The organism is Amycolatopsis sp. NPDC034160, from assembly GCF_055575355.1.
Genome location: NZ_JBVISU010000008.1, coordinates 86,382 through 109,233 on the forward strand (window position 1 = coordinate 86,382; position 22,852 = coordinate 109,233).

The following is a 22,852-nucleotide window of genomic DNA, read 5'->3' on the forward strand; positions in this document are numbered from 1 at the left end:
CTGAGGAGCGCGGGCGCGGTCACTGTCGGACCCCGCCCCTAGAATCGGCCGGGTGGCAGCCCCCGACATCGGTACCTCGGAAGCCCTCGAAACGCTGAACCGGGTTTTCGGTTACGACAGTTTCCGCGGCGAACAGCACGCCATCGTCGAACACGTCATCGCAGGCGGTGACGCGCTCGTTCTCATGCCCACCGGCGGCGGGAAGTCACTGTGCTACCAGATCCCCGCCCTCGTCCGGCCCGGCGTCGGCGTGGTGGTGTCACCGCTCATCGCGTTGATGCAGGACCAGGTGGACGCGCTGCGCAACCTCGGCGTGCGCGCGGGTTTCCTCAACTCGACACAGGACTACGCCGAGCGCAACCGGGTCGAGGCCGCGTTCCTCTCCGGCGAACTCGATCTGCTGTACCTGGCACCGGAGCGGCTTTCGGTCGAATCGACGGTGCGGCTGCTCGATCGCGGCAAGATCTCGCTGTTCGCGATCGACGAGGCGCACTGCGTCTCCCAATGGGGCCACGACTTCCGGCCCGACTACCTGATGCTGTCCGCGGTGCACGAACGCTGGCCGGACGTGCCGAGGATCGCGCTCACCGCCACCGCCACCAAGGCGACGCACGCCGAGATCGCGTCCCGGCTCAATCTCGAGAACGCGCGGCATTTCGTCGCGAGCTTCGACCGGCCGAACATCCAGTACCGGATCGTCGGCAAGAACTCACCGCAGCGCCAGTTGCTGGAACTGCTGCGCACCGAGCACAAGGGTGACGCGGGGATCGTCTACTGCCTGTCGCGGAACTCCGTGGAGAAGACCGCGGACTTCCTGGTGGAGAACGGGATCCCGGCGGTGCCCTATCACGCCGGGCTGGACGCGCGGACAAGGGCGAAGCACCAGTCGCGGTTCCTGCGCGAGGACGGGCTGATCGTCGTCGCGACGATCGCGTTCGGCATGGGCATCGACAAGCCGGACGTGCGGTTCGTCGCGCATCTGGACCTGCCGAAGTCCGTCGAGGGTTACTACCAGGAGACCGGTCGCGCGGGCCGGGACGGGCTGCCGTCGACGGCGTGGTTGGCGTACGGCCTCCAGGACGTCGTCCAGCAGCGCAAGATGATCGACACATCGGAGGGGTCCGCGGCGCACAAGCGGCAACTGAGCGCCCACCTCAACGCGATGCTGGCGCTGTGCGAGACGGTCGAATGCCGTCGCGTACAGGTGCTGAACTACTTCGGGCAACAGAGCGAGCCGTGCGGCAACTGTGACACCTGCCTGGCGCCGCCGGAGACCTGGGACGGCACGATCCCGGCGCAGAAGCTGCTCTCCACCATCGTCCGGCTGCAGAACGAGCGGCGGCAGAAGTTCGGCGCCGGGCAGATCATCGACATCCTGCTCGGCAAGTCGACGCCGAAGGTGACGCAGCACCGGCACGATTCGCTGAAGGTCTTCGGGATCGGCACGGAACTGAAGGAGCCCGAGTGGCGTGCCGTCGTCCGGCAACTGCTCGCGCAGGGCCTCGCCGCCGTCGAGGGCGACTACGGCTCGCTCGTACTCACCGAGGGCAGCGCCGAGGTCCTGAACGGACAGCGGAAGGTCCAGCTGCGGCGCGAGCCGGAGCGGGCGGCCAAGGCGGCGGCCCGGTCCAGCACGAAGAAGGCCGCGGCCGCCGACATGCCCGCCGAGGCGGCGCCGGTGTTCGAACTGCTGCGGTCGTGGCGAGCCGCGGCGGCGAAGGAACAGGGAGTGCCCGCGTACGTGATCTTTCACGACGCGACCCTGCGCCAGATCGCCACCAAACGGCCCGCCACGCTGCAGGAGCTGGGTACGGTCAGCGGCGTCGGCGAGAACAAGCTCGCCAAGTACGGCGAGCAGATCCTCGAGACGCTCTCAGCGGAGAACTAGCGGCTCAGTGCTCGTTGGGGCGGCGGGGCGGCCGTCCGGTCATCCCGTCGACCTTGCGCACCGCGCCGTTGATCTGGCTGTGGTACTTGCCCTTGGTCTTGTGGTCGACGAAGGTCGCGGCCTTGTTCACGACCTTGTTGACCTTCTCGGGGTTCTTCCGCACGTAGGCGCGCACGGCCCCGGCGGTGCCGGCCAGGGCGGTCAACTTCCGCAGTAGAGGCACTGTGGTCCCTTTCTTCGGGGTCGTCTGGTGTTCTACTCAACGACCGGTGGTGGTCATCGGGTTCCCCGTCACGCGCCAAATCACTCATTTCGGATGTCGGTGCTGGTCGGACGGCCGAAAAAGGGGGCGCGCACCCGGCGGAGGAGCCAGTAGGTTCGAGCGCATGCGGGATCTTTCGCTGCTGCCCAAAGCCCATCTGCACGTCCATCTCGAAAGCACCATCCGGCCGGACACGCTCCGTGACCTCGGTGACGCGAACGGTATCGCCGTCCCCGCCGAACAACCCGTGTTCGACGGATTCCGCGCGTTCGGTGACTACAACGGCCTCCTGCGATCCTGCCTGCGGCGGCCGGAGGACTTCGAACGGGTGGCGCGCGAGTTCTGCGAGGACCAGGTCGCGGACGGCGTCCGCTACGCCGAAGTCACCTTCACGGCGGCGTCGCACGGCGAACGGCTCGACGAGCCGGACATGCCGCTCGCTTCCGTCCTCAAAGGACTCTCCGTCGGCACGGCCGAGCACGGGCTCACCACCCGGGTGATCCTGGACCATTCGCGCCGCCGGTCGGTCGACCGCGCGCGGCGCACCCTCGACCTCGCCCGCCGATATGCCCCGGACGGCGTGATCGCGATCGGGCTGGCGGGTGAGGAGAAATATCCGCTCGCGCCGTTCGCGGGGATCTGCGACGAGGCCGAGGAGGCCGGGCTGCACCTGATCCACCACGCCGGTGAGGACGCCGGCCCGGACAGCATCCGCGAAGCACTCGACCTCGGGCACAGCGAACGGATCGGCCACGGCATCCGGATACTGGAGGACGTCGCGCTGGTCGCCGAGGTACGGGAACGCGGTATCGCGCTGGAGGTCTGCCCGTCGTCGAACGTGACGATCGGGCTCGTGCCGTCGTTCGAAGAGCATCCGCTACCCCGGCTGGTCGACGCCGGGCTCGTGGTCACCCTCAGCACCGACGTCCCGTCGATCACCGGGACCACGCTGACCGACGAGTTCCTGCGGACCCGGGAGGCGTTCGACTACGACGACCTCGCGCTCGCGCGTCTCGCCCGGGCGTCCGTCGACGCGTCCTTCGCGCCCGCCGACCTGAAGCGCTCGATCCATCAGGACATCGACGCCTGGCTCGCCTGACGCGTTTAGTCCTCTGAATGCGGTAGTTGCACGCGCAAGGACCGCATTCAGAGGACTAAACGCACAGGTGACGGTGGGCTTCACAACTTCTCCACAAGCGTCACGTACCGTGGAACCGGTGACCGCTTCGTCCCCTTCGGCACTGGACCTGATGGACCAGTGGCAACCAGCGCCCAAGAAGCGCGGCCCGCGTGGCTGCGTGATGCTCGCGCTGCTGGTCGTGGGCGCCCTCGTGGCCGGTGCCGTCTGGGTGGTGGTCAGCATCAGTGACCGCGAGCCGGTGCCGGTCAAACCCGAATTCGTCGTCCCCGCCCTCAAGCCCGCCCCGCGTTCGGCGATCCCCGGCGACGCCGGACCGCTGCCCGCGGAGCCCGCGAAGGACGCCTGGATCGCGAAGGTGTCGGAGAACACGGACATCCCTTCGCGCGTGTTGCGTGCGTATGTGAACGCGGCCGAGAAGACCGCGTCAACCACGCCTCGCTGCGGAATCACCTGGGCGACCATCGCCGGGATCGGCCGGACCGAGTCCCAGCACGCCCGGCACGGCGGCTCCCGCGCCGGCGAAGACGGCGTCGTGACACCGCCGGTCATCGGCATCCCGCTCGACGGCTCGCCCGGCGTGCTGGCCGTCGTCGACACCGACAAGGGCGCCCTCGACGGCGACCTGCAGTGGGATCGCGCCGTCGGCCCCATGCAGTTCCTGCCCGCCACCTGGAAGCGGTACGGCGTCCGCGCGAACGGTGACGGCGCCGCGCCGGACCCGCAGAACATCGACGACGCCGCGATGACGACGGCGCGCTACCTGTGCGCGAAGGGTGGCGACCTCGGCAAGCCCACCGGCTGGTGGAACGCGGTGCTGACCTACAACAACTCCGCCCAGTACGGGCAGGAAGTGTTCAGCAACGCCGACGCCTACGGCAAGGCCGCACTCAAGCCCTAAGCGGGCAGGAGCCTGGTCACCAGTCGCGTCAATTGGTGCACGTTCCGGCATTCGTGCATCTCGACGACCTCGGCGTAGGCGTGCGCCTCCGAGTCCCCGGTGGACCACAGCGCGGTCCGCTCGGGATTGAGCCAGTACGTATGCCGCGCCGCGGCGGCGATTCCGCGTACGGCGGCCAGATTCGGGTCGCCGCCGTTGGTCCTGGCGTCACCGAGGATGAGCACGGACGTTTTGGGCCCGATGGCGTCCGAGTACCGCTCGACGAACTCCCCCAGCGCGTGCCCGTAGTCGCTGTGCCCGTCCCATCGGGTGAGTTCGGCGTCGGCGAGGATACGCGCGCCGAGGTCCTCCGGATCGGCCGCGCCGGTGTCGACGAGATGGGTGATCTCGTCGCACGCGTCGATGAACGCGAACACCCGCACCTTGCTGAACTGATCCCGCAGCGCCTGGACGAGCAGCATGGTGAAGTTGGCGAATCCGGCCACCGAGCCCGACATGTCGCACAGCAGCACGATTTCCGGCCGCCCCGGCCGGTGCCGCCGGTACGACGGCCGCATCGGGACGCCGCCGGTGGACAGCGAACGCCGCAACGTCCGGCGCAGGTCGATCTGCCCGCGCGCGTGCCGTCGGCGGCGAGCGGCCAGGCGGGTGGCGAGTTTGCGCGACAACGGCTGCACGACGCGGCGGAGTTCGGCGAGTTGCGCGCGACTGGCGAGCAGGAAGTCGACGCGGTCGGCGGCGGGCGGGACGGCGTGCCGCGAAACCCGTTCCCGGCCACGGACTTCCGCCACCCTTCGACGCGCTTCGGTCCGCACCATTCCACGGAAGCCTTCGACTCGGCGGCGGACGTCGTCGCGGTCCAGTCTGCCGGTGAAATCCTCCTGCACGCCCGCACGGATCGCTTCGAGCACCCGCACCACGAGCGTCTGCGGCTGAAGCCGTTCCAAGGTCTGGTGCGCCGACCAGCCGCCGGAGCCCGCCGTGCCGCTGCCGTACTCACCCAGCATGTCGACGGCGAGCCCGGCCACTTGCGTCAGTTCGGTCCGGTCATCGGCGGCCAGTGCCGAGGCGAGCCGATCGCGCAACGCGGCGACATCCTCGACGGGATCCTGCGACGGCGCGCCGACGCCGAGCGGGAAGTAGATGTCGAACGTCGCGTCGAACACCGCGCGCTGACCGCCGCGCCGGACGAGCGCCGCGGCGAGCCCTTCCCGCATCTGCTCGCGCGAGGCCAGGCCCAGTACTTCGAGTGCCGCGGCGGCGTCGACCGTCTCACTGGGACCCGCCGGGATCCCGTGTTCCCGCAACGCTTCCACGAATTCGACGAGCCTGCCCGGCACGCCGCTCACGAGTCGAGGACCTTGCCGAGTTCCAGCCGCGCGTCCGCCTTCACGACGTCTTCCTGGTGTTTGAGGATGACGCCGAGGCTCGCGCGGACGACGTCCTCGTCGAGGCTGTCGGCGCCGAGCGCCAGCAGCGTGCGGGCCCAGTCGATGGTTTCCGCTACCGACGGCGCCTTCCGCAGTTCCATCGCCCGCAGCGCGGTGATCACCTTGATCACCGACGCCGCGAGCGCGTCGTCGACGCCGGGCACCTTGAGGCGCACGATGCGCTGTTCGAGTGCCGCGTCGGGGAAATCGATGTGCAGGAACAGGCAGCGCCGCCGCAGCGCCTCGGACAGTTCCCGCGTCGCGTTCGACGTCAGCACCACGAACGGCTTGCGCCCGGCGGTGATCGTGCCGAGTTCCGGGACGGTGATCTGGAAATCGCCGAGGACCTCCAGCAGCAGGCCCTCGATCTCGACGTCGGCCTTGTCGGTCTCGTCGATGAGCAGGACGGTCGGCCCGTCACCCTTGATCGCCGTCAACAGCGGCCTGGCCAGCAGGAATTCCTCACCGAAGATGTCGTTGCGGGCTTCGTCCCACGTCTCGTCCTTGCCGGCGGTGATCCGGAGGAGCTGTTTCGCGTGGTTCCACTCGTACAGCGCGCGGGACTCGTCGACGCCCTCGTAGCACTGAAGCCGCACCAGCCGGGAGCCGCTCGCCTCCGCGACCGCCTTGGCCAGTTCGGTCTTGCCGACCCCCGCGGGGCCCTCGATCAGCAACGGCTTGCCGAGGGCGTCCGCGAGGAACACCGTGGTGGCGACGGCCGCGGAGGCCAGGTAGCCGGTGTCGGCGAGCTTCGCCGTCACGTCTTCGACGGATGTGAAGTACCCGGTCCCAGCCACGCGGCCTCCCAGCTCGATCGCCTACCCGGCCGACTCTACGTCGCGGATCCGCTTGGGCAGCAGGAACCCGACGGCGAAGGTGAGCAGCACCATCACCGCGACCACCCAGAAGGTCCGCTGCGCGGCGTCGGTCGGGTCGGCGGTTCCGGCGTCGAAGAACACCGTGCCGAGCAGCGCCATCCCCAGCGCGCCACCGACCTGCTGAAGCGAGGTCAGCGCGCCCGACGCCGATCCGGCCTCCGACGGCTCCACTCCGGACAGCGCGATCTCGAAGTACGGCCCCATGATCAGCCCGGAGCCCATCCCGACCACCAGCAACGCGGGGGCGATCAGCCACGGACCGGTTTCCGGGCCGAGGAGCAGCAGCAGCGCGACCACGCCCGCGGCCATGATCAACGCGCCGGTGTGCAGCACCTTGCGGCCGTGTTTGCGCACACCTGTACCAAGCCCATCCCGACGATCATCCCGAGCGACATCGGCACCCCGGTCAGTCCGGCCTTGAGCGGGGAGAAACCGAGCCCGAGTTGCAGGTACAGCGTGAACACGAGACCGAAACCGGAGAACGCCGCGAAGTAGATCGTCCCGGTCGCCATCCCGGCGAGGAAGCTGCGTTTGCGGAACAGACTCGGTTCGACCAGCGGGTCACCGCCGCGACGGCTCTTGCGCTTTTCGAACCACGCGAAGATCGCGAACACGCCGATCGCGGCCGCCATCATCGCGAACGTCCACAGTGGCCAGCCGTACTCGCGGCCCTGCACCAGCGGGAAGACGATCAGCAGCGCCCCGGTCGTGGCGAGCAGCGCGCCGGGGATGTCAAGGGTCAGCGAACCGCCGGGACGGGACTCCGGCAGGAACTTCAGCGCGGCGAGCACGGCCAGCGCGCCGATCGGGAGGTTGATCAGGAAGATCATCCGCCAGCCGGTGTCGAAGAAGTCGGCGTCGACCAGCCAGCCCGCGAGGATCGGGCCGCCGATCGCGGCGAGCCCCATCACCGGACCGAACAGGCCGAACGCGGACTGAAGCTCCTTCCCGGTGAACATCTCCTTCATCATGCCGAGGCCCTGCGGGATCATCGCGGCGCCGAACAGGCCCTGCACCACCCTGGCGGTGATGATCATCTCGGGGCTCACGGCGATCGCGCAGAACAGCGAACCGACGACGAAGCCGATCGCGCCGATCAGGAACATGCGCTTGCGGCCGAAGATGTCGCCGAGCCGTCCGCCGGTGAGCAGGCCGGACACCATCGCGAGGGTGTAGGCGACGCCGAGCCACTGGATCATCGCCGTCCCACCGCCGAGCGAGGCCCGCATGACCGGCCCGGCGATGCTCGTGACCGTCATGTCGAGCAGCTCCATGACCGAACCGGTCAGGATCACGAACAGCGCGGGCCAGCGCCAGCGATACGGCGTCGCCGCGAGGGTGTTTTCCGAGGTCTCGGCGCCCGGGATGTCCACTGTCATCGTCATGGGGACAACGCTAAAGTCAATTCCGGCCACTTTCTGACCGGAATCGGAGCGAATCTGGATTCATGGCGAATACGAGCGCGCGGATGCTGCGGCTGCTGTCCCTGCTGCAGACACACCGCTTCTGGTCGGGAACCGAACTGAGCGACAAGCTCGAAGTGAGCGAACGGACGCTGAGACGCGACGTCGAACGGCTCCGTGAGCTGGGCTATCCGGTCAACGCGAGCCGCGGCGTCGCGGGTGGCTATCAGCTGCGGTCGGGCACGGTCATGCCGCCGCTGCTGCTGGACGACGAAGAAGCCGTGGCGATCGCGGTCGGCCTGCGGACGGCGGCGAGCGGCTCGGTCGAGGGCATCGAGGAGACCTCGGTCCGGGCGCTGACGAAGGTCGTCCAGGTGATGCCGCCCCGGCTGCGCAGGCGCGTCGACGCGCTCCAGGCGTACACGACGCCGGCTGCGGTCACGGGTCCCCGCGTCAGCGCGGCCAGCCTGACGGTGATCGCGCAGGCCTGCCGGGACGACGAGCGGCTGAAGTTCGACTACGCGGCGCGCGGTGGTGAGGAGTCCGCGCGGCTCGTCGAACCGCACCGGCTCGTCTCACTCGGCCGCCGGTGGTACCTGGTGGCGTGGGACCTCGACCGGGTGGACTGGCGCACCTTCCGCGTCGACAGGCTCAGTGAGCCACGCACCACCGGTGCCCGCTACCGGCCGCGGGAGATCCCCGGCGGGGACGCGGTGAAGTTCGTCGAAGCGCAGATCAAGGCCAGGCCGACCACGCATACGTTGGTGGTCCGGGTCGACGCGCCGAAAGCCGAGGTCGAGGCGGCGGTGCGGTACCTCGGCGGCGCGCTCGAAGCCCTCGACGAGAAGTCCTGCCGTCTCACGATGAACGTCGACACCTTCGACTGGCCCGTGCTGATCCTCGCCGCCATCGGCGCGCCCTTCGAGGTCGAGCGCCCTTCGGCCTTCAAAGATCACCTGGGCTCGGTCGCCGCGCTCTTCTCGCACGCGTCCGGACAGCTAGCATCGGGCTCGTGAGCACCTATGTCGCGGCCGAGGGCCGATACGAGAGCATCCCGTACCGCCGCACCGGGCGCAGTGGCCTCAAGTTGCCCGCGATCTCGCTGGGCCTGTGGCACAACTTCGGGCACGACAAACCGCTGGGCACCCAGCGGGACATCGCGCGGCGGGCGTTCGACCTGGGCATCACCCATTTCGACCTCGCCAACAACTACGGGCCGCCTTACGGCTCGGCCGAGGAGAACTTCGGCAGGCTGCTGGCGTCGGACTTCAAGCCGTACCGAGACGAACTCGTCATCTCGACCAAGGCGGGCTACGACATGTGGCCCGGCCCGTACGGCGAATGGGGCTCGCGCAAGTACCTGCTGTCCTCTTTGGACCAATCGCTCGGCCGGCTGGGCCTGGACTACGTCGACATCTTCTACTCACACCGCTTCGACCCGGAGACGCCGCTCGAAGAGACCGTCGGCGCGCTCGACACCGCCGTCCGCTCCGGACGCGCGCTGTACGTCGGCATCTCGTCGTACTCGTCGGAGAAGACCGCCGAAGCCGCCCGGCTCCTGCGGGAACTGGGCACGCCGCTGCTGATCCACCAGCCGTCGTACTCGATGTTCAACCGGTGGCTCGAAGGCGACAAACTGCTCGACACCCTCGAAGCCGAAGGCGCGGGTTGCATCGCGTTCTCGCCGCTGGCGCAGGGCATGCTCACGAGCCGCTACCTCAACGGCATCCCGGAGAATTCCCGCGCGGCCCAAGGGAAATCGCTCAACCCGGACACGATCACCAAGAACACCCTCGGAAAGATCCGGGCGCTGAACGAGATCGCTCAGCGGCGCGGGCAGACGCTGGCGCAGCTCGCGCTCGCGTGGGGCCTGCGCGACCCGCGGATGACGTCGGTGCTGATCGGCGCGAGCAGCGTCGCGCAACTGGAGGACAACGTCGGCGCGCTGAAGAACCTGCATTTCACCAACGAAGAACTGGCCGAGATCGACCGCTACGCCACCGAAGCCGACATCAACCTGTGGAAGCGGTCCACCGACGCCTGAGACCACCCGAAATCGCGTTGCCCCACCCGGCCCGACAGCCGAGACTGCGGACATGACGTTCGAAGAGCTGCTCGCCGAAGGAGAGGCCGTCCCGGTCGAAGGCTGGGACTTCTCGTGGTTCGAAGGCAGGGCCACGGAGGAACGGCCACCGTGGGGATACTCACGGCTGCTCGGCGAACGGATGGCGGCGGCTTCGGCCGGTCTCGACCTGCAGACCGGCGGCGGCGAGGTGCTCGCGGGCATCCCGAAACCGCCGCCGGTCCTCGCCGCGACCGAAGGCTGGCCGCCGAACGTCGAGGTCGCCCGGCGGACCCTCGCGCCACTCGGTGGCAAGGTGGTCGAAGCGGCGTACGACGCGCCCTTGCCCTTCCCTGACGAGTCCTTCGATCTGGTGAGCAGCCGCCATCCGATCGAGAATCCGTGGCGGGAGATCGCGCGCGTGCTGCGACCGGGTGGAACCTTCCTGTCGCAACAGATCGGCGCCGGGACCGTCCGTGAACTGAAGGAGTTCTTCCTCGGCCCGCAGGACTACGGCGACTGGACGCCCGACGTGCTCCGCGTCGAGGCGGAGGCCGTCGGGCTGCGGGTAGAACGGCTGGAACCGGCGAAACTGCGGATGGAGTTCTTCGACCTCGCCGCGGTGGTGCACTTCCTGCGGAAGGTGATCTGGATCGTGCCGGGGTTCACCGTGGACGGTCATCGCGACAAGCTCGCGGAACTCCATCGGATGATCGAGACCGACGGGAAGTTCGTCGCGCACTCGCGGCGGGTGCTGGTGGAGGCCGTCAAGTCCGGCCACACCTTCGGGTGATCGCCGTCGGCCACGCCCGGCGCGTGGAATGGGCCCTCTCCGGCCGGGGAGTCATGCTGCCGCGGCGCGGATCCTGGCGATCGGGCTGCTGCTGGGGGTGGTCGCATGGCGAACTCCCTCGCCGAAGGATTGACCAAATTTCATATTCAGTCATAAACTAGTTCCGTGACCGAAGATCGGCGAGAGCGCGCCGAACGCATCCTCGACGCCGCCGCAGATCTCCTCCTGCGGCACGGCTACCGTCGGGTGACCGTGGAGGACGTCGCCGAGCACGCCGGCGTCGGCAAGGGAACCCTGTACTTGCACTGGAAGACTCGTGAACACCTGTTCCTCGCGGTGATGCTGCGTGAGGCCGCCCGGTCCATCGAGGACCTGGCGCAGGCGATCGAAGACGATCCCGAACTCACCCTGCTGCACCGGATAACACGCACCCAGTTTCTCAACGTCGTGCGCAGGCCCCTGCTCCACGCGCCCTACCTCGCGGACTCCGGCGTGCTGGGCAAGCTCGCGGCGAAGCTCCACGAAAACCAGGATCCCCGGCACCACGAGGCGTTCCTGGACTATCTGAGGCTTCAGGCCGAACACGGCCTGATCCGTACCGATCTCGCCGTCGAAGACCTGGCGACGGCGTATCAAGCCGTCCTGCACGGTTTCCTGCTCGCCCCGGCGACAGCGGATCCCGAAGCCGCGGCCGGACTGCTGGCCGACACCGTCGCCCGCGCCTTCCAGCCGACGGCCACTCCACCCGCCGCGAAGGTGCGCGCGGCGGCACCGGGCGCCATCGCCCTCTTCCGCGCGACCGCGGAAATCGACCGCGCCAATCTCCGGCGCGCCTACTGACGGGAGCCGCGGATGCGGACCGGAATCCTCCTCGACGAAATCGGCGTTCCCTTCGGTGACGTCGTCGCGCAAGCGAAGGAAGCCGCGCGACTGGGCTACGACGCGATCTGGCTCGCGCAGCGCGGCGGCTGGGACGCGCTGACAGCCTTGACCGCACTGGGTGCGGCCGCGCCCGCACTCACGCTGGGCACTTCGGTGATCCCGACCTATCCGCGCCACCCGATCTCCTTGGCGGCACAGGCTTTGACGTTGCAAGCGGCCACCGGCGCGCCCGTCTCCCTCGGCGTCGGGCTCAGCCACCGGCCGATCATCGAAGACCAGTACGGCTATTCTTTCGATCGCCCCGTCCGGCACCTGCGCGAATATCTCCAGGCGCTGAAGCCGTTGCTGCACCACGAAAAGGTCGACGTCCACGGCGAGACCCTGACCGCCGTCGGCACGATCGAGGCACCCGGCGCCGAACCGCCCTCGGTCCTGGTCGGCGCGTTGAGCCCGCTGTCGCTGAAGGTCACCGGGACGCACGCCGACGGCGTCGTGTCCACCTGGGCCGGCGCCCGTTCTCTGGCGGAGTACATCGTCCCGACCCTGACGAAGGCCGCGTCCGACGCCGGGCGACCGGCACCGCGGATCGTCACCGGGCAGCTGGTCTCGGTCACCGACCATCCGGAGGGGCCGCGGGACTGGGTCGCCGAGAACTACGGGGTGGCCGCGAACATCCCGGCGTACCAAGCGGTCTTCACCCGCGACCGCGTCGACGGCCCGGGCGGGACGGTGCTGGCCGGCGACGAGGAGTACGTGCGGGCGCGGGTTCGCGAACTCGAAGACGCGGGTGCGACGGAGCTGCTCCTGATGCCGGTGGGGACGCCCGAGGAGCAGGCGCGCACCCGGGAGCTTTTCGCCGCCTGACCGCTGGTCCGTCAAGGACTCCTTGAGGGACCACTCACGAGCCCAAGCGCTCCAGTTGCTCAGTCGTCAACTCGACCTCGGAGGCGGCGAAGTTCTCCTCCAGGTGCGCGATGCTCGCCGTCCCAGGAATCGGCAGGATCACCGGCGACCGCGCGAGCAGCCACGCGAGCCCGACCTGCGCCGTGGTCACCCCCAGCTCCGCGGCGACGGCGGCGATCCCGGCGGTGGCCTCCGACGCGGCACCGAGCACCGGACGCCAAGGCAGAAAAGCGATCCCGGCCGCCTCGCACGCGTCCAGCACCGCTTCGTACGAGCGGTCCAAGAGGCTGTAGCGGTTCTGCACGCTCGCGATGTCCACGATCTCCCGTGCCCGCGCGAGTTCGTCGACGGTGACCTCGGACAGCCCGATCCGGCCGATCTTGCCCTCGTCACGCAGGTCCCGCAGCGCGCCGAGCTGATCGGCCAGCGGGGTCTCCGGATCGAGACGGTGCAGTTGCAGCAGCTCGATCCGCTCGACACGCAGCCGCCGCAGGCCTTCGTCGACCTGCACCCGCAGCGAGTCCGGCCGTGCGTCGTACTTCCAGTCGTCACCGTCCCGCACGACGCCGACCTTGGTGGTGACCACCAGATCTTCCGGGCACGGGTACAGCGCTTCCGCGAGGAGTTCCTCGTTGGCTCCCCAGCCGTACATGTGCGCGGTGTCGATCAGGGTGATGCCCAGCTCCACGGCCCTGCGCGCCAAGGCGATGGACGCCTCCCGCGGAGGACCGGCTTCGGTCGGCAACCGCATCGCGCCGAACCCGAGACGGTGCACGGGCAAATCCCCGCCGATGGCGAATTCGTTCATGGCGGAAACCTAGCGCAACGGATCCCTCGGTGAGGGCAGATGCGTGGTGTCGGGGAACAGGTGCAGCGCGCGCAGGGCGGCGCCGAGTTCGGCGATGTCCGCCGGGTCGGTCAGCGAGCGGCCCAGTTCCTCGGTGATCCGCTTGAGGCGGTGCCGAATCGTATTGGGATGGCAGAACATCCGCTCCGACGTCAGCTTCGTGGAGCCCTGGCATTCGAACCAGGCCCGCAACGTCAGCAGCAGGACGTTCCGGTCGTCGCCGGGCAGGTCCAGGATCGGCCGCAACACGTGATGCGCCAACTGCACCGACGCCTCCGGCGCGCTGGCGACCAGACCCGCGAGCGGGGATTCGTTGAACTGCACCATTCCCGCCGTTCCCGGCGTCATGCTGGAAAGCGCGACCCGCGCCAGATGCAGCGCGCGGGAGGTGTTCCCGAGACCGGTGAACACCGGGCTGACGCCGATCCGGCCGATCGAATTCTCCCGCAGCAGCTCGATGATCACCTGGGACGCCGACGGATCCCGCATCGACACGACACCGACCTGGAGGTCCGGAGTGAGCCGCCACGCGGACGCGTGACGGCGTTCGCGGAGCCGGTTTTCGATCTGAGGCAATGGTTCGTGCCCGACGCGCGGGGTTTCCGCGGCGACGACCACGTAGGTCCCGTCGAGCGAAAGTTCGAGCACGCGCGCGATGTCCCACAGCGTGCCTTCGGTGGCCGCGCCGCCGGCGAACAGCGCTTCGACCAACGCCGACCGTCTGCTTTGGTGCGCCAGCATGACTTCGGCGGTGGTGTCGCGGTAGGTCGTCGTCAACGCCTCGGCGTAGTCGTCGATCAGCGCCCAGATCGCCGAAGTCGCGGCGACGAGCCCGCGAAGGTCTTGATGCTCTTCCGAAGCGGTCAGTTCGACGAACCGATTCCACACCTCGGTGAGCCCGATTCGGTACGCCCGCAGCAGTTCCGGCAACGGCGCGCCCTGCAACGCCCGCGCGCGCCCGGTCGCCCTGGCCTGCGCGAGATCGGGTTCCTCCGTGCCGCGCAGGGTCCGCATGACGAACTCGAGGTTGTTCCGGACCGACGTCCGCAGCTCGGCGAGCGAGACGAACTGCGCGTCGCGGTACACCGGCATCTCGGCACGGATCTGCTCGACAGTGCTGTCGATGAGCCCGGGAAGCTGCTTCTCGACCTCGACGGCGAGTTCGGCGACGACGGCGGCCGAGCCTCCGCGGAGCACGGTTCGATAGTGCATGGACGTCCTCCGGGGCAGGGGCACCTCGTCGAGCCCCTGGGCACGCCATCTAACACGACTTTCCCGGACGTGGCCGGTCGAAGGCGAAAGGCCCCGCCGGTGCGGCGAAAGCATGGGGTTTTCGCCGCACCGGCGGGATTTCACATTTTCGCGGCCGCGCTCTTGATGGCCTCACGGATCCGGAAATAGGTGCCGCACCGGCAAACGTTCTGGATGGCGTCGATGTCGGCGTCGGTCGGGTTCTTCGTCTTCTTCAGCAACGCCACCGCGGCCATGATCTGCCCCGGCTGACAGTAGCCGCACTGCGCGACGTCCTGCTCCAGCCAGGCTTCCTGCACCGGGTGCAGGTCGTCACCGTCGGCGAGGCCTTCGATGGTGGTGACCTCCTTGCCCGAACAGTCGGACACCGGCGTCACGCACGGGTTGAACGCTTCGCCGTCGAGGTGGCTGGTGCAGGCCTTGCAGACGTTGATCCCGCAGCCGTACTTCGGGCCGCGGACGCCGAGCTTGTCGCGCAGCGCCCACAGCATGGGCAGATCCGCGGGCGCGTCGACGGTGACGGTCTTCCCATTCACCGTGAAGGTGTAGTTGGGCATCGGAACTCCTTGGCGGGGAAGGGAGATCAGCGGGGGAAGGGCTCGAAGTCGACCGGAAAGTCGATCGGGAAGCTGCGCGGTTTGATGCCGGTGGCCCGCGCGTAGGCGCATCCGATCGCGCCGACCGGCGCGGGCACGCCGAGTTCGCCGGCGCCACCGATCTCGCCCGTCTCCGGCATGACGAACACCTTGACGTCCGTCGGTGAGTTCTTCTGCCGCGCGTAGTGGAACTGCGAGTAGCTGCCCTCCAGCGGCAGACCCTTGTCGATGTGCAACCCGGCGGTCAGCGTCGTGGAGATACCGTCGGTCAGGCCGCCGAGCATCTGCGCCTCGATCCCGCGGGGGTTGATCGGCTTGCCGACGTCGACGGCGATGGTCGCCTTGGTGACACGCGGCTTCTTCGGGTCGCGGCCGTCGAGTTCGACCAGGCAGGCGGTGTACGACTTGTACTCGCCGTGCACCGCGACGCCCTGCGCGAAACCCTTGGGCATCTTCTTGCCCCACTCGCCGAGTTCGGCGACCTTGTCCAGTACGGCGCGCTGCCGCTCGTTCTTGATGAACTCCCGCCGGAACGCCACCGGGTCCTTGCCGAGCTTCGCGGCGATCTCGTCGACCATGATCTCTTCGGCGCCGCGGGTGCTCGACGAGTACACCGACCGCCAGGCGCCGGTGTGGAAGTCCACCGGAACCTCGTTGAGCAACTGCGTGGTGACGCCGAAGTTGTACGGCGACTTCACCGTCAGCAGGAACACCGTCTGCGCGAAGCTCAGGTTGCCGCCGACCGGCAGTTCCGCGGCGAAGGCCGTGAGGATCTCGCCGAGGCCGTGGCCCCAGTCGGTCTCCACGCTGGCGACCCGGTGCTCGAAGGTGAGCACCTGGCCGAGCGCGAAGGTGGCGCGGATCTTGTGGTGGCTGGCGGCGCGGGCGCGGCCGTGGCGCACGTCGTCGATGCGGCTCCACATCAGCCGCACCGGCCGCTTGAACGCCTTGGAGGCGCGTGCGGCCTCGATCGCGCCGTCGGAGAAGAGCCGGCGCCCGAACGACCCGCCCGCCTGCTGGACGTGCACGGTGACCTTGTTCTCCGGCAGCCCGAGCTCCCGCGCGATGTGCTGCTTCGCGAGGATCGGGACCTTCAGGCCGGACCAGATGGTCGCGCTGTCCTCGCGGACGTCCGCGACCGCGGAGTTGGTCTCCAGCGGCGCGTGGCTGGCGAAGGCGAAGTCGAATTCACCGTCGACGTACTGGGTCAGCAGCGGCGGGACGACGAACGGCAGCGCCGCGGCCTGCAGCTTCTTCTTGATCGTCGCGTTGTTCTCGCCGTCGACGGTGCCGGCGTTCCAGGTGACATCGAGCGCGTTCTTGCCGTCGAGCGCCTGGCCGAAGGTCTCCGCCAGTACCGCGACACCGGTCTTGATGACGGCGATGTCGATGATGCCCGGCATCGCCCGCACGGCCGCCTCGTTGTTGACCTTCGCGACCGTGCCGTTGATCGTCGGCGGGCGGCGGACCATCGCCGGTTTCGCACCGGGGATGTCCAGGTCGAGGGTGTACTTCAGCTGCCCGGTGACCATCGCGCGGGCGTCCTTGCGGGACTGCGGCGTGCCGACCAGCCTGTGCGCGGACTCCGCCTTCGGGGTCACGGTGAGCTTTCCGAGGTCGGCGCGGGCGGCGGGTTTGGACAGCGCGCCGTAGGTCAGCCGCCTGCCGTCCGCGGCGATCACCGAACCGTCCCTTGTGGACAGACGCTCGGCGTTGACGCCCCACTGCCTCGCCGCGGTCGCGACCAGCCGGGCCCTGGCGGCGGCCGCGGCGGTGCGCACCGGGGTGTACAGCGAGCGCATCGTGTTGGAACCGCCGGTCAGCTGGTTGAACAGCAGTTCCGAACGGGCGTCGGAGAGCACGACGTCGACCCGGTCGAGCGGCAGGTCCAGCTCCTCGGCGACCAGCATCGCGTTCGCCGTCGTGATGCCCTGGCCGACCTCGGTCCGCGGCAGTTCCAGCCGGACGCCGCCGTCTTCGCGGACTTCGAGCACGAGCAGGTTGGCGGTGGGCGCGTTCGAGAGGATCAGGACGTCGCCGAGGTCGAGGATCTCGGCCGGACCGGGCAGGGTGGGGATGACGGCTTCGGCCTCTTCGGGGGCGAAGCCGTCGATGCCGATCTTCGTGGCGATCGTGAGGGTGGGGGCGGCGACGAGGAAACTCAGGAACCGGCGACGGCCGAGGCCGCCGGAATCCGGAGCCTCACCGTGGGTTCCAGTGGTGGGACTGGCCATCGGGAAGATCCCTTCGAGAGCGCGCGGAGAAGGCGGGGACCTTCGCGCGGCCTGGGGTCGGATGGCGACACGCTAGGCAGTGGCATTCGGCCTAGTCAACGCGGAGTAGTCAGGTCGGCTCATCTGTGTGACGAGGTGACAGCGAACGCCCTCGAATGTGTGCCGCGCCACACCACACTCCGCATTTAGTCCTCTGAATGCGGTAGTTGGCAGTGCGAACTACCGCATTCAGAGGACTAAATGCGTTCTAGATGGAGTCGCGCTCCCGGCCCGCTTCGAGCAGGTCTTCGCGGGCTCGCGCGATCCGCGAGCGCACGGTGCCGACCGGGCAGCCGCAGATCTCGGCGGCTTCGGCGTAGGAAAGCCCCAGGATCTGGGTGAGGACGAGGACCTCACGCCGTTCCGGGTCGAGACCGTCGAGCAGCATCCGTAGCTCCACGAGGTCCTCGAACCCCGCGACGCCCTCCGCCTGACGCGCCCCGCGTCGCTCGGCGGTGGCTTCCCAGTCGACGTCGGCGAGCTTCGGGCGCGCCGAAGCCGCCCGGATGCGGTCGACGACCACGCGCCGGGCGATCGACAGGAGCCAGGTTCGCGACGAGGACCGGCCGGCGAACCGGCGCAGGCTGCCGAACGCGCGCAGGTACGTCTCCTGGGTGAGGTCGTCGGCGGCGCCGACGTCGGCGAGGTGCGCGACGAAGCGCCAGACGTCGGCCTGGGTGGCCCGCACCCAGTCCTCGAGCGCCCGCCGGTCACCGCGGGCGGCGGCGAGCGCGAGCGCGGTCACCCGCTCGTCGTCGTGGTTGCGCGGCCCGGCCATACGAGAAACGTAGCAGCGCGCCGGGAACCGGGGCAGGCCCGCGCCCGACAAGTGAGACGTGAAGTGCGAGACCTGCCGTGAGGCCCTGTCGGCCCGGCTCGACGGCGAAACCGAACCCGCCCCTTCCGAGGCGGTCGACCGGCATGTGGCCGGCTGCGCCGCCTGCCGGTCGTGGCTCGCCCGCGCGGAGCGGCTGCACCGGACGATCCTGCTGCGGCCCGCGCCGCCGGTCCCGGACCTCACCGCCGTCATCCTGGACCGCACCCCCGCCCCGCCGAGCGATGGCTGGCCCGCCAGGATCGCGCTCGCCCTGGTCGCGATCGCCCAGCTCGGCCTCGCCTTCGCCCAGCTGCTGGGCGTCGAGGACCATGCCGCGGGCCACAGCGCGGAATCCCTGGTCGGACACCTTTCGCACGAGAGCAGCGCGTGGAACCTCGCCGTCGGCGTCGGACTCGGCTGGGCGGCCGTCCGGACGAAGGCGGCGGCCGGGCAGCTGCCGGCGCTGACCGGGTTCGTCACCCTGCTCCTGGCGTTGTCGGCGGGCGACCTCGTCTCGGGGCAGGTCACCGCCGGCCGGGTGCTCACCCACGGGCTGGTCGTCCTCGGCCTGTTCCTGTTGTTCGTGGTGCACCGTCAGCACCGCCTGCGCAACCTCCCGAGCCCGGCGACGACGGCCGACAATCCCGGCTCCTTCACCGCGGAAACCGGCCACGAAACCGGCGAAGGCCCCGACCGCCCTCGCCAGCACAAGGGATTCCGGCGCCCGGCGAGCCGTCACGTCGCCTGACCGGAACCTGTACGAAACCTGAGCCTTTTGGTCTAGACCATTACCGGTCACTGGGAGCATGCGCCCGGACACCGGAGTGAATCACCGGTTTTTCGCGCGCGGCGTGCGCGCTTCGCGGCCCGGATCCGTTTATCGTCGCCGAGAACCACCGAATGTAAACCTTCTTGCCCATCACGGGCCGGACCCGGATAACTTTGGTGGGAACACCTTGGTTCGACAGGAGGCGAAGCTCGTGGTTGGCGCAGAAAATCCGCCCGTCGGCACCCCCGCCGGGATGCGGAAGATCAATCAGCGCGCCGTGCTGGACCTCCTGCGCCGCAGCGGCCCCGCCACCCGGCCGCAAGTGGCGAAGGACACCGGCCTTTCGAAACCCACGGTGAGCCAAGCGTTGCTGGCCCTCGAAGCGGCCGGTCTCGCCAGGGCGACCGGGCACACCTCGACCGGCACCGGCCGGTCCGCCGTGCTCTACGAGGCGGATCCCACGGCCGGGTACGTCCTCGGTGTCGACATCGGACGCGAGCACCTCCGCGTCGCCGTCTCGGACCTCGGCCACACCATCGTCGCTCGTCGTGACGAGCGGAACACCTCTCGTTCCGGTACCGCGCTCGTCAGCGCCGTGGGCGCGCTGGCGGCGGCGACAGTGCGCGAAGCGGGACTGAGCCAGGCGGACATCATCGTGCGCGTTCTCGGCTCGCCCGGGGTCGCCGACCCGGCCAAACGCTGCTTCCGGCACGCGCCGAACCTGCCCGGCTGGGGCAAGGCAGGCCTGCTCGACGAACTCGAAGGCGTTCTCGGCCCGGATCTCATGGTGGAGAACGACGCGAACCTCACCGCCGTCGGCGAATGGGAACGTGGTGCCGCGCGCGGCGCGTCCGTGTTCGGCTGCATCACCATCGGCACCGGGGTCGGCATGGGCGTGATGGTCAACGGCGAGGTCTTCCGCGGCGCGACGGGCGCGGCAGGTGAAATCGGCTACCTGCCCTACGGCCAGTCACACGCGGCGGGTGAAGGCGAGGACGCGCCGCCGGTCCGCGGTCATCTCGAAGAGGCGACGGCGGCGCAGTCCGTGGTCCGCGGCGCCCGCGAACTCGGCCTCGGCACGGCGAAATCGGCCCGCGAGGTCTTCCGGCTGGCCCGCGACGGTGACGAACTCGCCTTGCGTGCCGTCGAGGCCGAAGCGGACAGGCTCGCGTACACGGTCGCGTCGGTGGCCGCGGTGATCGACCCCGAACTGATCGTGCTCGGCGGCGGCATCGGCACCGCGGCCGATCTGCTGCTCGACCCGATCGACCGCGCGCTGCGTTCGTTCACCCCGCTCGTCCCGGCGGTCGTCCAGGGCGAACTGGGCGACGACGGCGTGCTGACCGGTGCCATCAGCGTCGGCCTCCGCGCCGCCGAAGGCCTGGTCTTCGAACGGAAGGTCGGCGCGGCCTAGGCCGGGCATTACCTCCGCGGTAGTCGACGGCGGCGCGGGCAAGCGAAACGATGTCCGCATGACCACAGCCAAGAAGATCGTCGTCGACTGCTTCGAGAACCTGTTCGTGCGCAAGGACTTCGCCGCCGCGGGCGCGAACGTGCACCCGGATTTCGTCACGCACAGCCCTGGTTTCCCCTCCGGCCGTGACGCTTTCGTCGAAGCGATGCGGAATTCGCCGATGACCGGCGCCGACGTCTCCGTGAAACGCGTGATCGCCGACGAGGATCACGTCGTCGTGCACCTGCACGTGGTCGCTCCGGGCGAAGAAGTCGGAGTGGCGGTCGTCGACATCGTGCGGGTGGAAGACGGGCTCATCGTGGAGCACTGGGACGTCAAACAGCCGGTTCCGCCCGGCACCGAAATGTTCTAGGGCGCGATGATCAGGCAGGTGCTCGACGCGGTCGCGAGCACCTTGCCCTCCGCGTCCCGGATGTCCCCCTCGGCGAACGCCACCCGCGAACCGGCCTTCACGATCCAGCCGTGCGCGCGGATCTCCCCCACCGAACCGGAAATGGCGCGCAGGTAGTTCACCTTCAACTCGACCGAGGTGTAACCGACCCCGACGGGCAAGGTCGAATGGACCGCGCACGCCACCGCCGAATCCAGCAGGGTCGCCGCGACGCCGCCGTGCACTGTGCCGATCGGGTTGTACAGCGACTCGTCAGGGGTCGCGGCGAGCACGACGTCGCCCTGGGCCACGCTCACCCAGCGCATCCCGAAATGCGCCGAGATCGGCGGCGGCGGGATGCGGCCCTCGGCGATACCGGTCAGGTAGTCCAACCCGGACAGTTCGCGGCCGAGCCGGGCGGTGGGCAACGGATCCTGCCAGGTCACGGTCTTCTGCCTGGTCTGGCCGGTGACATCGAGGGTCATGACTGCCTCCTAAGACGGTCGTCCTAGCGTTTCCCAAGACGATCGTCCTAGTCAAGGGCTATGCTCGGAGACGTGTCCGAGGCCACCACCCGTGAGCGGATGATTTCGACCGCGATGACGCTTTTCCGTCGCGAGGGCTACCAGGCGACTTCGTGGCGGCGGCTGGTCGAGCAGGCCGGGACGCCGTGGGGCTCGGCCTACCACCACTTCCCCGGCGGCAAGGAACAGCTCGCGATCGCCGCGATCGAACTCGGCACCACCGTCGTGGCGAAGACGGTCCGCCGCGCTTTCGAGCGCAACGAGACCATCGAGGACGCCGTGAGCTGGTGGTACCGCAAGGCGGGCGAGGCGCTGGCCGCCGACGGCTACCGCGGCGGCTGCCCGCTCGCCACGATCACACTGGAGATGGCACACGCCTCCTCCGCGATCACCAAAGCGTGCGAAGACGCCTTCGCCGCCTGGCACACACTGCTGGTCGACTTGCTCGGCGCCCACGGTGTCGAAGGTGACAAGGCCGAGGACCTCGCGACGGCCATCGTGACCAACCTCGAAGGCGCCTTGCTGGTCAGCCGGGTCCGCCAGTCGCCCGATCCGCTTGCCCGGGCCGCGCGACACGTCGCGCTCGTGGTCCGCGCCGGCTGAGAGCCGAGCGCGTACCGGCGAGCGCGGGTAGCGTTCGGAGGCATGATCGGTCTGCCCGACACCATCACGGCCTGTCTCTTCGACCTCGACGGCGTGCTGACCGGAACCGCGGCCCAGCACCGCGAAGCGTGGAAACGCACGTTCGACGAATTCCTGCGCACCCGCGACGGTGACGCGTTCTCCCCGTTCACCGACGCCGACTACGCCTCTTACGTCGACGGAAGGCCGAGGGCCGACGGCGTCCGAACCTTCCTCACTTCGCGGGGGATCGAACTACCCGAGGGGACTCCCGACGACGACATCGACGCCGCGACCGTCAACGGCGTCGGCAACCGCAAGAACGAACTGGTCCTGAAGATCATCGACGAAGAAGGCGTCACGCCGTATCCGGGCTCCGTGCGGTATCTGGAGGCGGCGAAGGCGGCAGGATTGCGCATCGGCGTGGTCACCTCGTCGGCCAACGGCGCGAAGGTGCTCGACGCCGCCGACCTGACCAGGTTCGTCGAAGCGCGGATCGACGGGATCGTGCTCGCCGAAAAGGGTCTTCGCGGCAAACCCGCCCCCGACTCGTTCCTCGCCGGCGCCGAGGCCTTCGGCGTCCCCCCGGAGCACGCGGCCGTGTTCGAGGACGCGCTCGCGGGGGTACAGGCCGGTAAGGAAGGCCGATTCGGCTACGTGGTCGGGGTGAATCGCGCGCACCAAGCGGGCGAGCTGCTCGCTCACGGTGCCGACGTCGTGGTGGACGACCTCGCCGAACTGCTGGAGGACGAGAAGTGACCGACCCGCTT

The 22,852-nt window shown here is 69.1% G+C and carries 24 protein-coding genes; 13 read left to right on the forward strand and 11 right to left on the reverse strand.

Features of this window, described 5'->3' with window-relative positions; all coding sequences use genetic code 11:
- The first annotated feature begins 52 nt into the window (after positions 1–52).
- On the forward strand, positions 53–1,888 hold the full coding sequence (gene recQ, locus ACZ54P_RS18260) for a DNA helicase RecQ (protein ID WP_465462716.1): 1,836 nt from the start codon (positions 53–55) through the stop codon (positions 1,886–1,888).
- Positions 1,889–1,892: 4 nt separating this feature from the next.
- Here the strand turns inward: recQ and ACZ54P_RS18265 are convergent, their stop codons facing one another.
- Positions 1,893–2,111 carry an antitoxin gene (locus tag ACZ54P_RS18265; protein ID WP_465462717.1) on the reverse strand — a complete coding sequence of 73 codons (219 nt, stop codon included), beginning with the start codon at positions 2,109–2,111 and terminating at the stop codon, positions 1,893–1,895.
- A gap of 163 nt (positions 2,112–2,274) precedes the next feature.
- Here ACZ54P_RS18265 and add point away from each other — a divergent pair, with 163 nt between their 5' ends.
- Both add and ACZ54P_RS18275 read left to right on the forward strand, forming a co-directional pair.
- Entirely contained in the window at positions 2,275–3,249 is a 975-nt protein-coding gene (gene add / locus ACZ54P_RS18270; RefSeq protein ID WP_465462718.1) for an adenosine deaminase, read from the forward strand.
- 118 nt (positions 3,250–3,367) lie between these two features.
- The gene (locus ACZ54P_RS18275; protein ID WP_465462719.1) at positions 3,368–4,189 is read left to right on the forward strand and encodes a lytic transglycosylase domain-containing protein; all 822 of its coding nucleotides are present in this window, start codon (positions 3,368–3,370) and stop codon (positions 4,187–4,189) included.
- Here ACZ54P_RS18275 and ACZ54P_RS18280 read toward each other — a convergent pair.
- The 4 genes from ACZ54P_RS18280 to ACZ54P_RS18295 are packed head-to-tail and all read right to left on the reverse strand — an operon-like array spanning position 4,186 to position 7,882.
- A complete protein-coding gene (locus tag ACZ54P_RS18280; protein ID WP_465462720.1) occupies positions 4,186–5,538 on the reverse strand; it encodes a vWA domain-containing protein in 1,353 nt (450 codons plus the stop codon). The two genes, ACZ54P_RS18275 and ACZ54P_RS18280, sit on opposite strands and share 4 nt — an antisense overlap.
- The gene (locus ACZ54P_RS18285; RefSeq protein WP_465462721.1) at positions 5,535–6,416 is read right to left on the reverse strand and encodes an AAA family ATPase; all 882 of its coding nucleotides are present in this window, start codon (positions 6,414–6,416) and stop codon (positions 5,535–5,537) included. Before ACZ54P_RS18285 ends, ACZ54P_RS18280 begins: the two co-directional genes overlap by 4 nt.
- Positions 6,417–6,437: 21 nt before the next feature.
- Positions 6,438–6,851: an MFS transporter gene (locus tag ACZ54P_RS18290; protein WP_465462722.1), complete on the reverse strand. Its 414-nt coding sequence runs from the start codon at positions 6,849–6,851 to the stop codon at positions 6,438–6,440.
- Complete coding sequence (locus ACZ54P_RS18295) at positions 6,809–7,882, reverse strand: MFS transporter (protein WP_465462723.1); 1,074 nt, start codon at positions 7,880–7,882, stop codon at positions 6,809–6,811. Before ACZ54P_RS18295 ends, ACZ54P_RS18290 begins: the two co-directional genes overlap by 43 nt.
- A gap of 62 nt (positions 7,883–7,944) precedes the next feature.
- Between ACZ54P_RS18295 and ACZ54P_RS18300 the strand changes: the two genes are divergently transcribed.
- The 5 genes from ACZ54P_RS18300 (at position 7,945) to ACZ54P_RS18320 (ending at position 12,501) form a co-directional block, all read left to right on the forward strand.
- The gene (locus ACZ54P_RS18300) at positions 7,945–8,916 is read left to right on the forward strand and encodes a helix-turn-helix transcriptional regulator (protein ID WP_465462724.1); all 972 of its coding nucleotides are present in this window, start codon (positions 7,945–7,947) and stop codon (positions 8,914–8,916) included.
- A complete protein-coding gene (gene mgrA / locus ACZ54P_RS18305; RefSeq protein WP_465462725.1) occupies positions 8,913–9,944 on the forward strand; it encodes an L-glyceraldehyde 3-phosphate reductase in 1,032 nt (343 codons plus the stop codon). The genes ACZ54P_RS18300 and mgrA overlap by 4 nt, the downstream gene beginning before the upstream one ends.
- A gap of 52 nt (positions 9,945–9,996) precedes the next feature.
- Complete coding sequence (locus ACZ54P_RS18310; RefSeq protein WP_465462726.1) at positions 9,997–10,755, forward strand: class I SAM-dependent methyltransferase; 759 nt, start codon at positions 9,997–9,999, stop codon at positions 10,753–10,755.
- 165 nt (positions 10,756–10,920) lie between these two features.
- Complete coding sequence (locus tag ACZ54P_RS18315) at positions 10,921–11,595, forward strand: TetR/AcrR family transcriptional regulator (protein WP_465462727.1); 675 nt, start codon at positions 10,921–10,923, stop codon at positions 11,593–11,595.
- Positions 11,596–11,607: 12 nt separating this feature from the next.
- Positions 11,608–12,501: a TIGR03564 family F420-dependent LLM class oxidoreductase gene (locus ACZ54P_RS18320; protein WP_465462728.1), complete on the forward strand. Its 894-nt coding sequence runs from the start codon at positions 11,608–11,610 to the stop codon at positions 12,499–12,501.
- Positions 12,502–12,535: 34 nt separating this feature from the next.
- Here ACZ54P_RS18320 and ACZ54P_RS18325 read toward each other — a convergent pair whose 3' ends face one another.
- The 5 genes from ACZ54P_RS18325 to sigC form a co-directional block, all read right to left on the reverse strand.
- Complete coding sequence (locus ACZ54P_RS18325; protein ID WP_465462729.1) at positions 12,536–13,348, reverse strand: aldo/keto reductase; 813 nt, start codon at positions 13,346–13,348, stop codon at positions 12,536–12,538.
- A 9-nt stretch (positions 13,349–13,357) separates the two neighbouring features.
- Entirely contained in the window at positions 13,358–14,599 is a 1,242-nt protein-coding gene (locus tag ACZ54P_RS18330) for a PucR family transcriptional regulator (protein WP_465462730.1), read from the reverse strand.
- Between the two features lie 140 nt (positions 14,600–14,739).
- A complete protein-coding gene (locus ACZ54P_RS18335) occupies positions 14,740–15,195 on the reverse strand; it encodes a (2Fe-2S)-binding protein (protein ID WP_465462731.1) in 456 nt (151 codons plus the stop codon).
- Between the two features lie 26 nt (positions 15,196–15,221).
- A complete protein-coding gene (locus ACZ54P_RS18340; protein ID WP_465462732.1) occupies positions 15,222–17,468 on the reverse strand; it encodes a xanthine dehydrogenase family protein molybdopterin-binding subunit in 2,247 nt (748 codons plus the stop codon).
- Positions 17,469–17,715: 247 nt separating this feature from the next.
- Positions 17,716–18,285, reverse strand: coding sequence for an RNA polymerase sigma factor SigC (gene sigC / locus ACZ54P_RS18345; protein ID WP_465462733.1), 570 nt, complete (start codon positions 18,283–18,285; stop codon positions 17,716–17,718).
- 58 nt (positions 18,286–18,343) lie between these two features.
- On the opposite strand from sigC, the gene ACZ54P_RS18350 reads away from it, so the two are divergent.
- The 3 genes from ACZ54P_RS18350 (at position 18,344) to ACZ54P_RS18360 (ending at position 20,919) form a co-directional block, all read left to right on the forward strand.
- Positions 18,344–19,072: a zf-HC2 domain-containing protein gene (locus ACZ54P_RS18350; RefSeq protein WP_465462734.1), complete on the forward strand. Its 729-nt coding sequence runs from the start codon at positions 18,344–18,346 to the stop codon at positions 19,070–19,072.
- A gap of 232 nt (positions 19,073–19,304) precedes the next feature.
- Positions 19,305–20,507 (forward strand): ROK family transcriptional regulator, encoded by a 1,203-nt coding sequence (locus ACZ54P_RS18355; RefSeq protein ID WP_465462735.1) that lies wholly within the window; start codon positions 19,305–19,307, stop codon positions 20,505–20,507.
- 58 nt (positions 20,508–20,565) lie between these two features.
- Positions 20,566–20,919 carry a nuclear transport factor 2 family protein gene (locus ACZ54P_RS18360; RefSeq protein ID WP_465462736.1) on the forward strand — a complete coding sequence of 118 codons (354 nt, stop codon included), beginning with the start codon at positions 20,566–20,568 and terminating at the stop codon, positions 20,917–20,919.
- On the opposite strand, the gene ACZ54P_RS18365 is transcribed toward ACZ54P_RS18360, so the two are convergent.
- A complete protein-coding gene (locus ACZ54P_RS18365) occupies positions 20,916–21,422 on the reverse strand; it encodes a PaaI family thioesterase (protein WP_465462737.1) in 507 nt (168 codons plus the stop codon). The two genes, ACZ54P_RS18360 and ACZ54P_RS18365, sit on opposite strands and share 4 nt — an antisense overlap.
- A gap of 72 nt (positions 21,423–21,494) precedes the next feature.
- Here ACZ54P_RS18365 and ACZ54P_RS18370 point away from each other — a divergent pair, with 72 nt between their 5' ends.
- Together ACZ54P_RS18370 and ACZ54P_RS18375 are read left to right on the forward strand one after the other, a co-directional pair.
- Positions 21,495–22,064 carry a TetR/AcrR family transcriptional regulator gene (locus ACZ54P_RS18370; RefSeq protein WP_465462738.1) on the forward strand — a complete coding sequence of 190 codons (570 nt, stop codon included), beginning with the start codon at positions 21,495–21,497 and terminating at the stop codon, positions 22,062–22,064.
- 42 nt (positions 22,065–22,106) lie between these two features.
- Positions 22,107–22,841 carry an HAD family hydrolase gene (locus ACZ54P_RS18375; protein WP_465462739.1) on the forward strand — a complete coding sequence of 245 codons (735 nt, stop codon included), beginning with the start codon at positions 22,107–22,109 and terminating at the stop codon, positions 22,839–22,841.
- Positions 22,842–22,852: the final 11 nt, after the last annotated feature.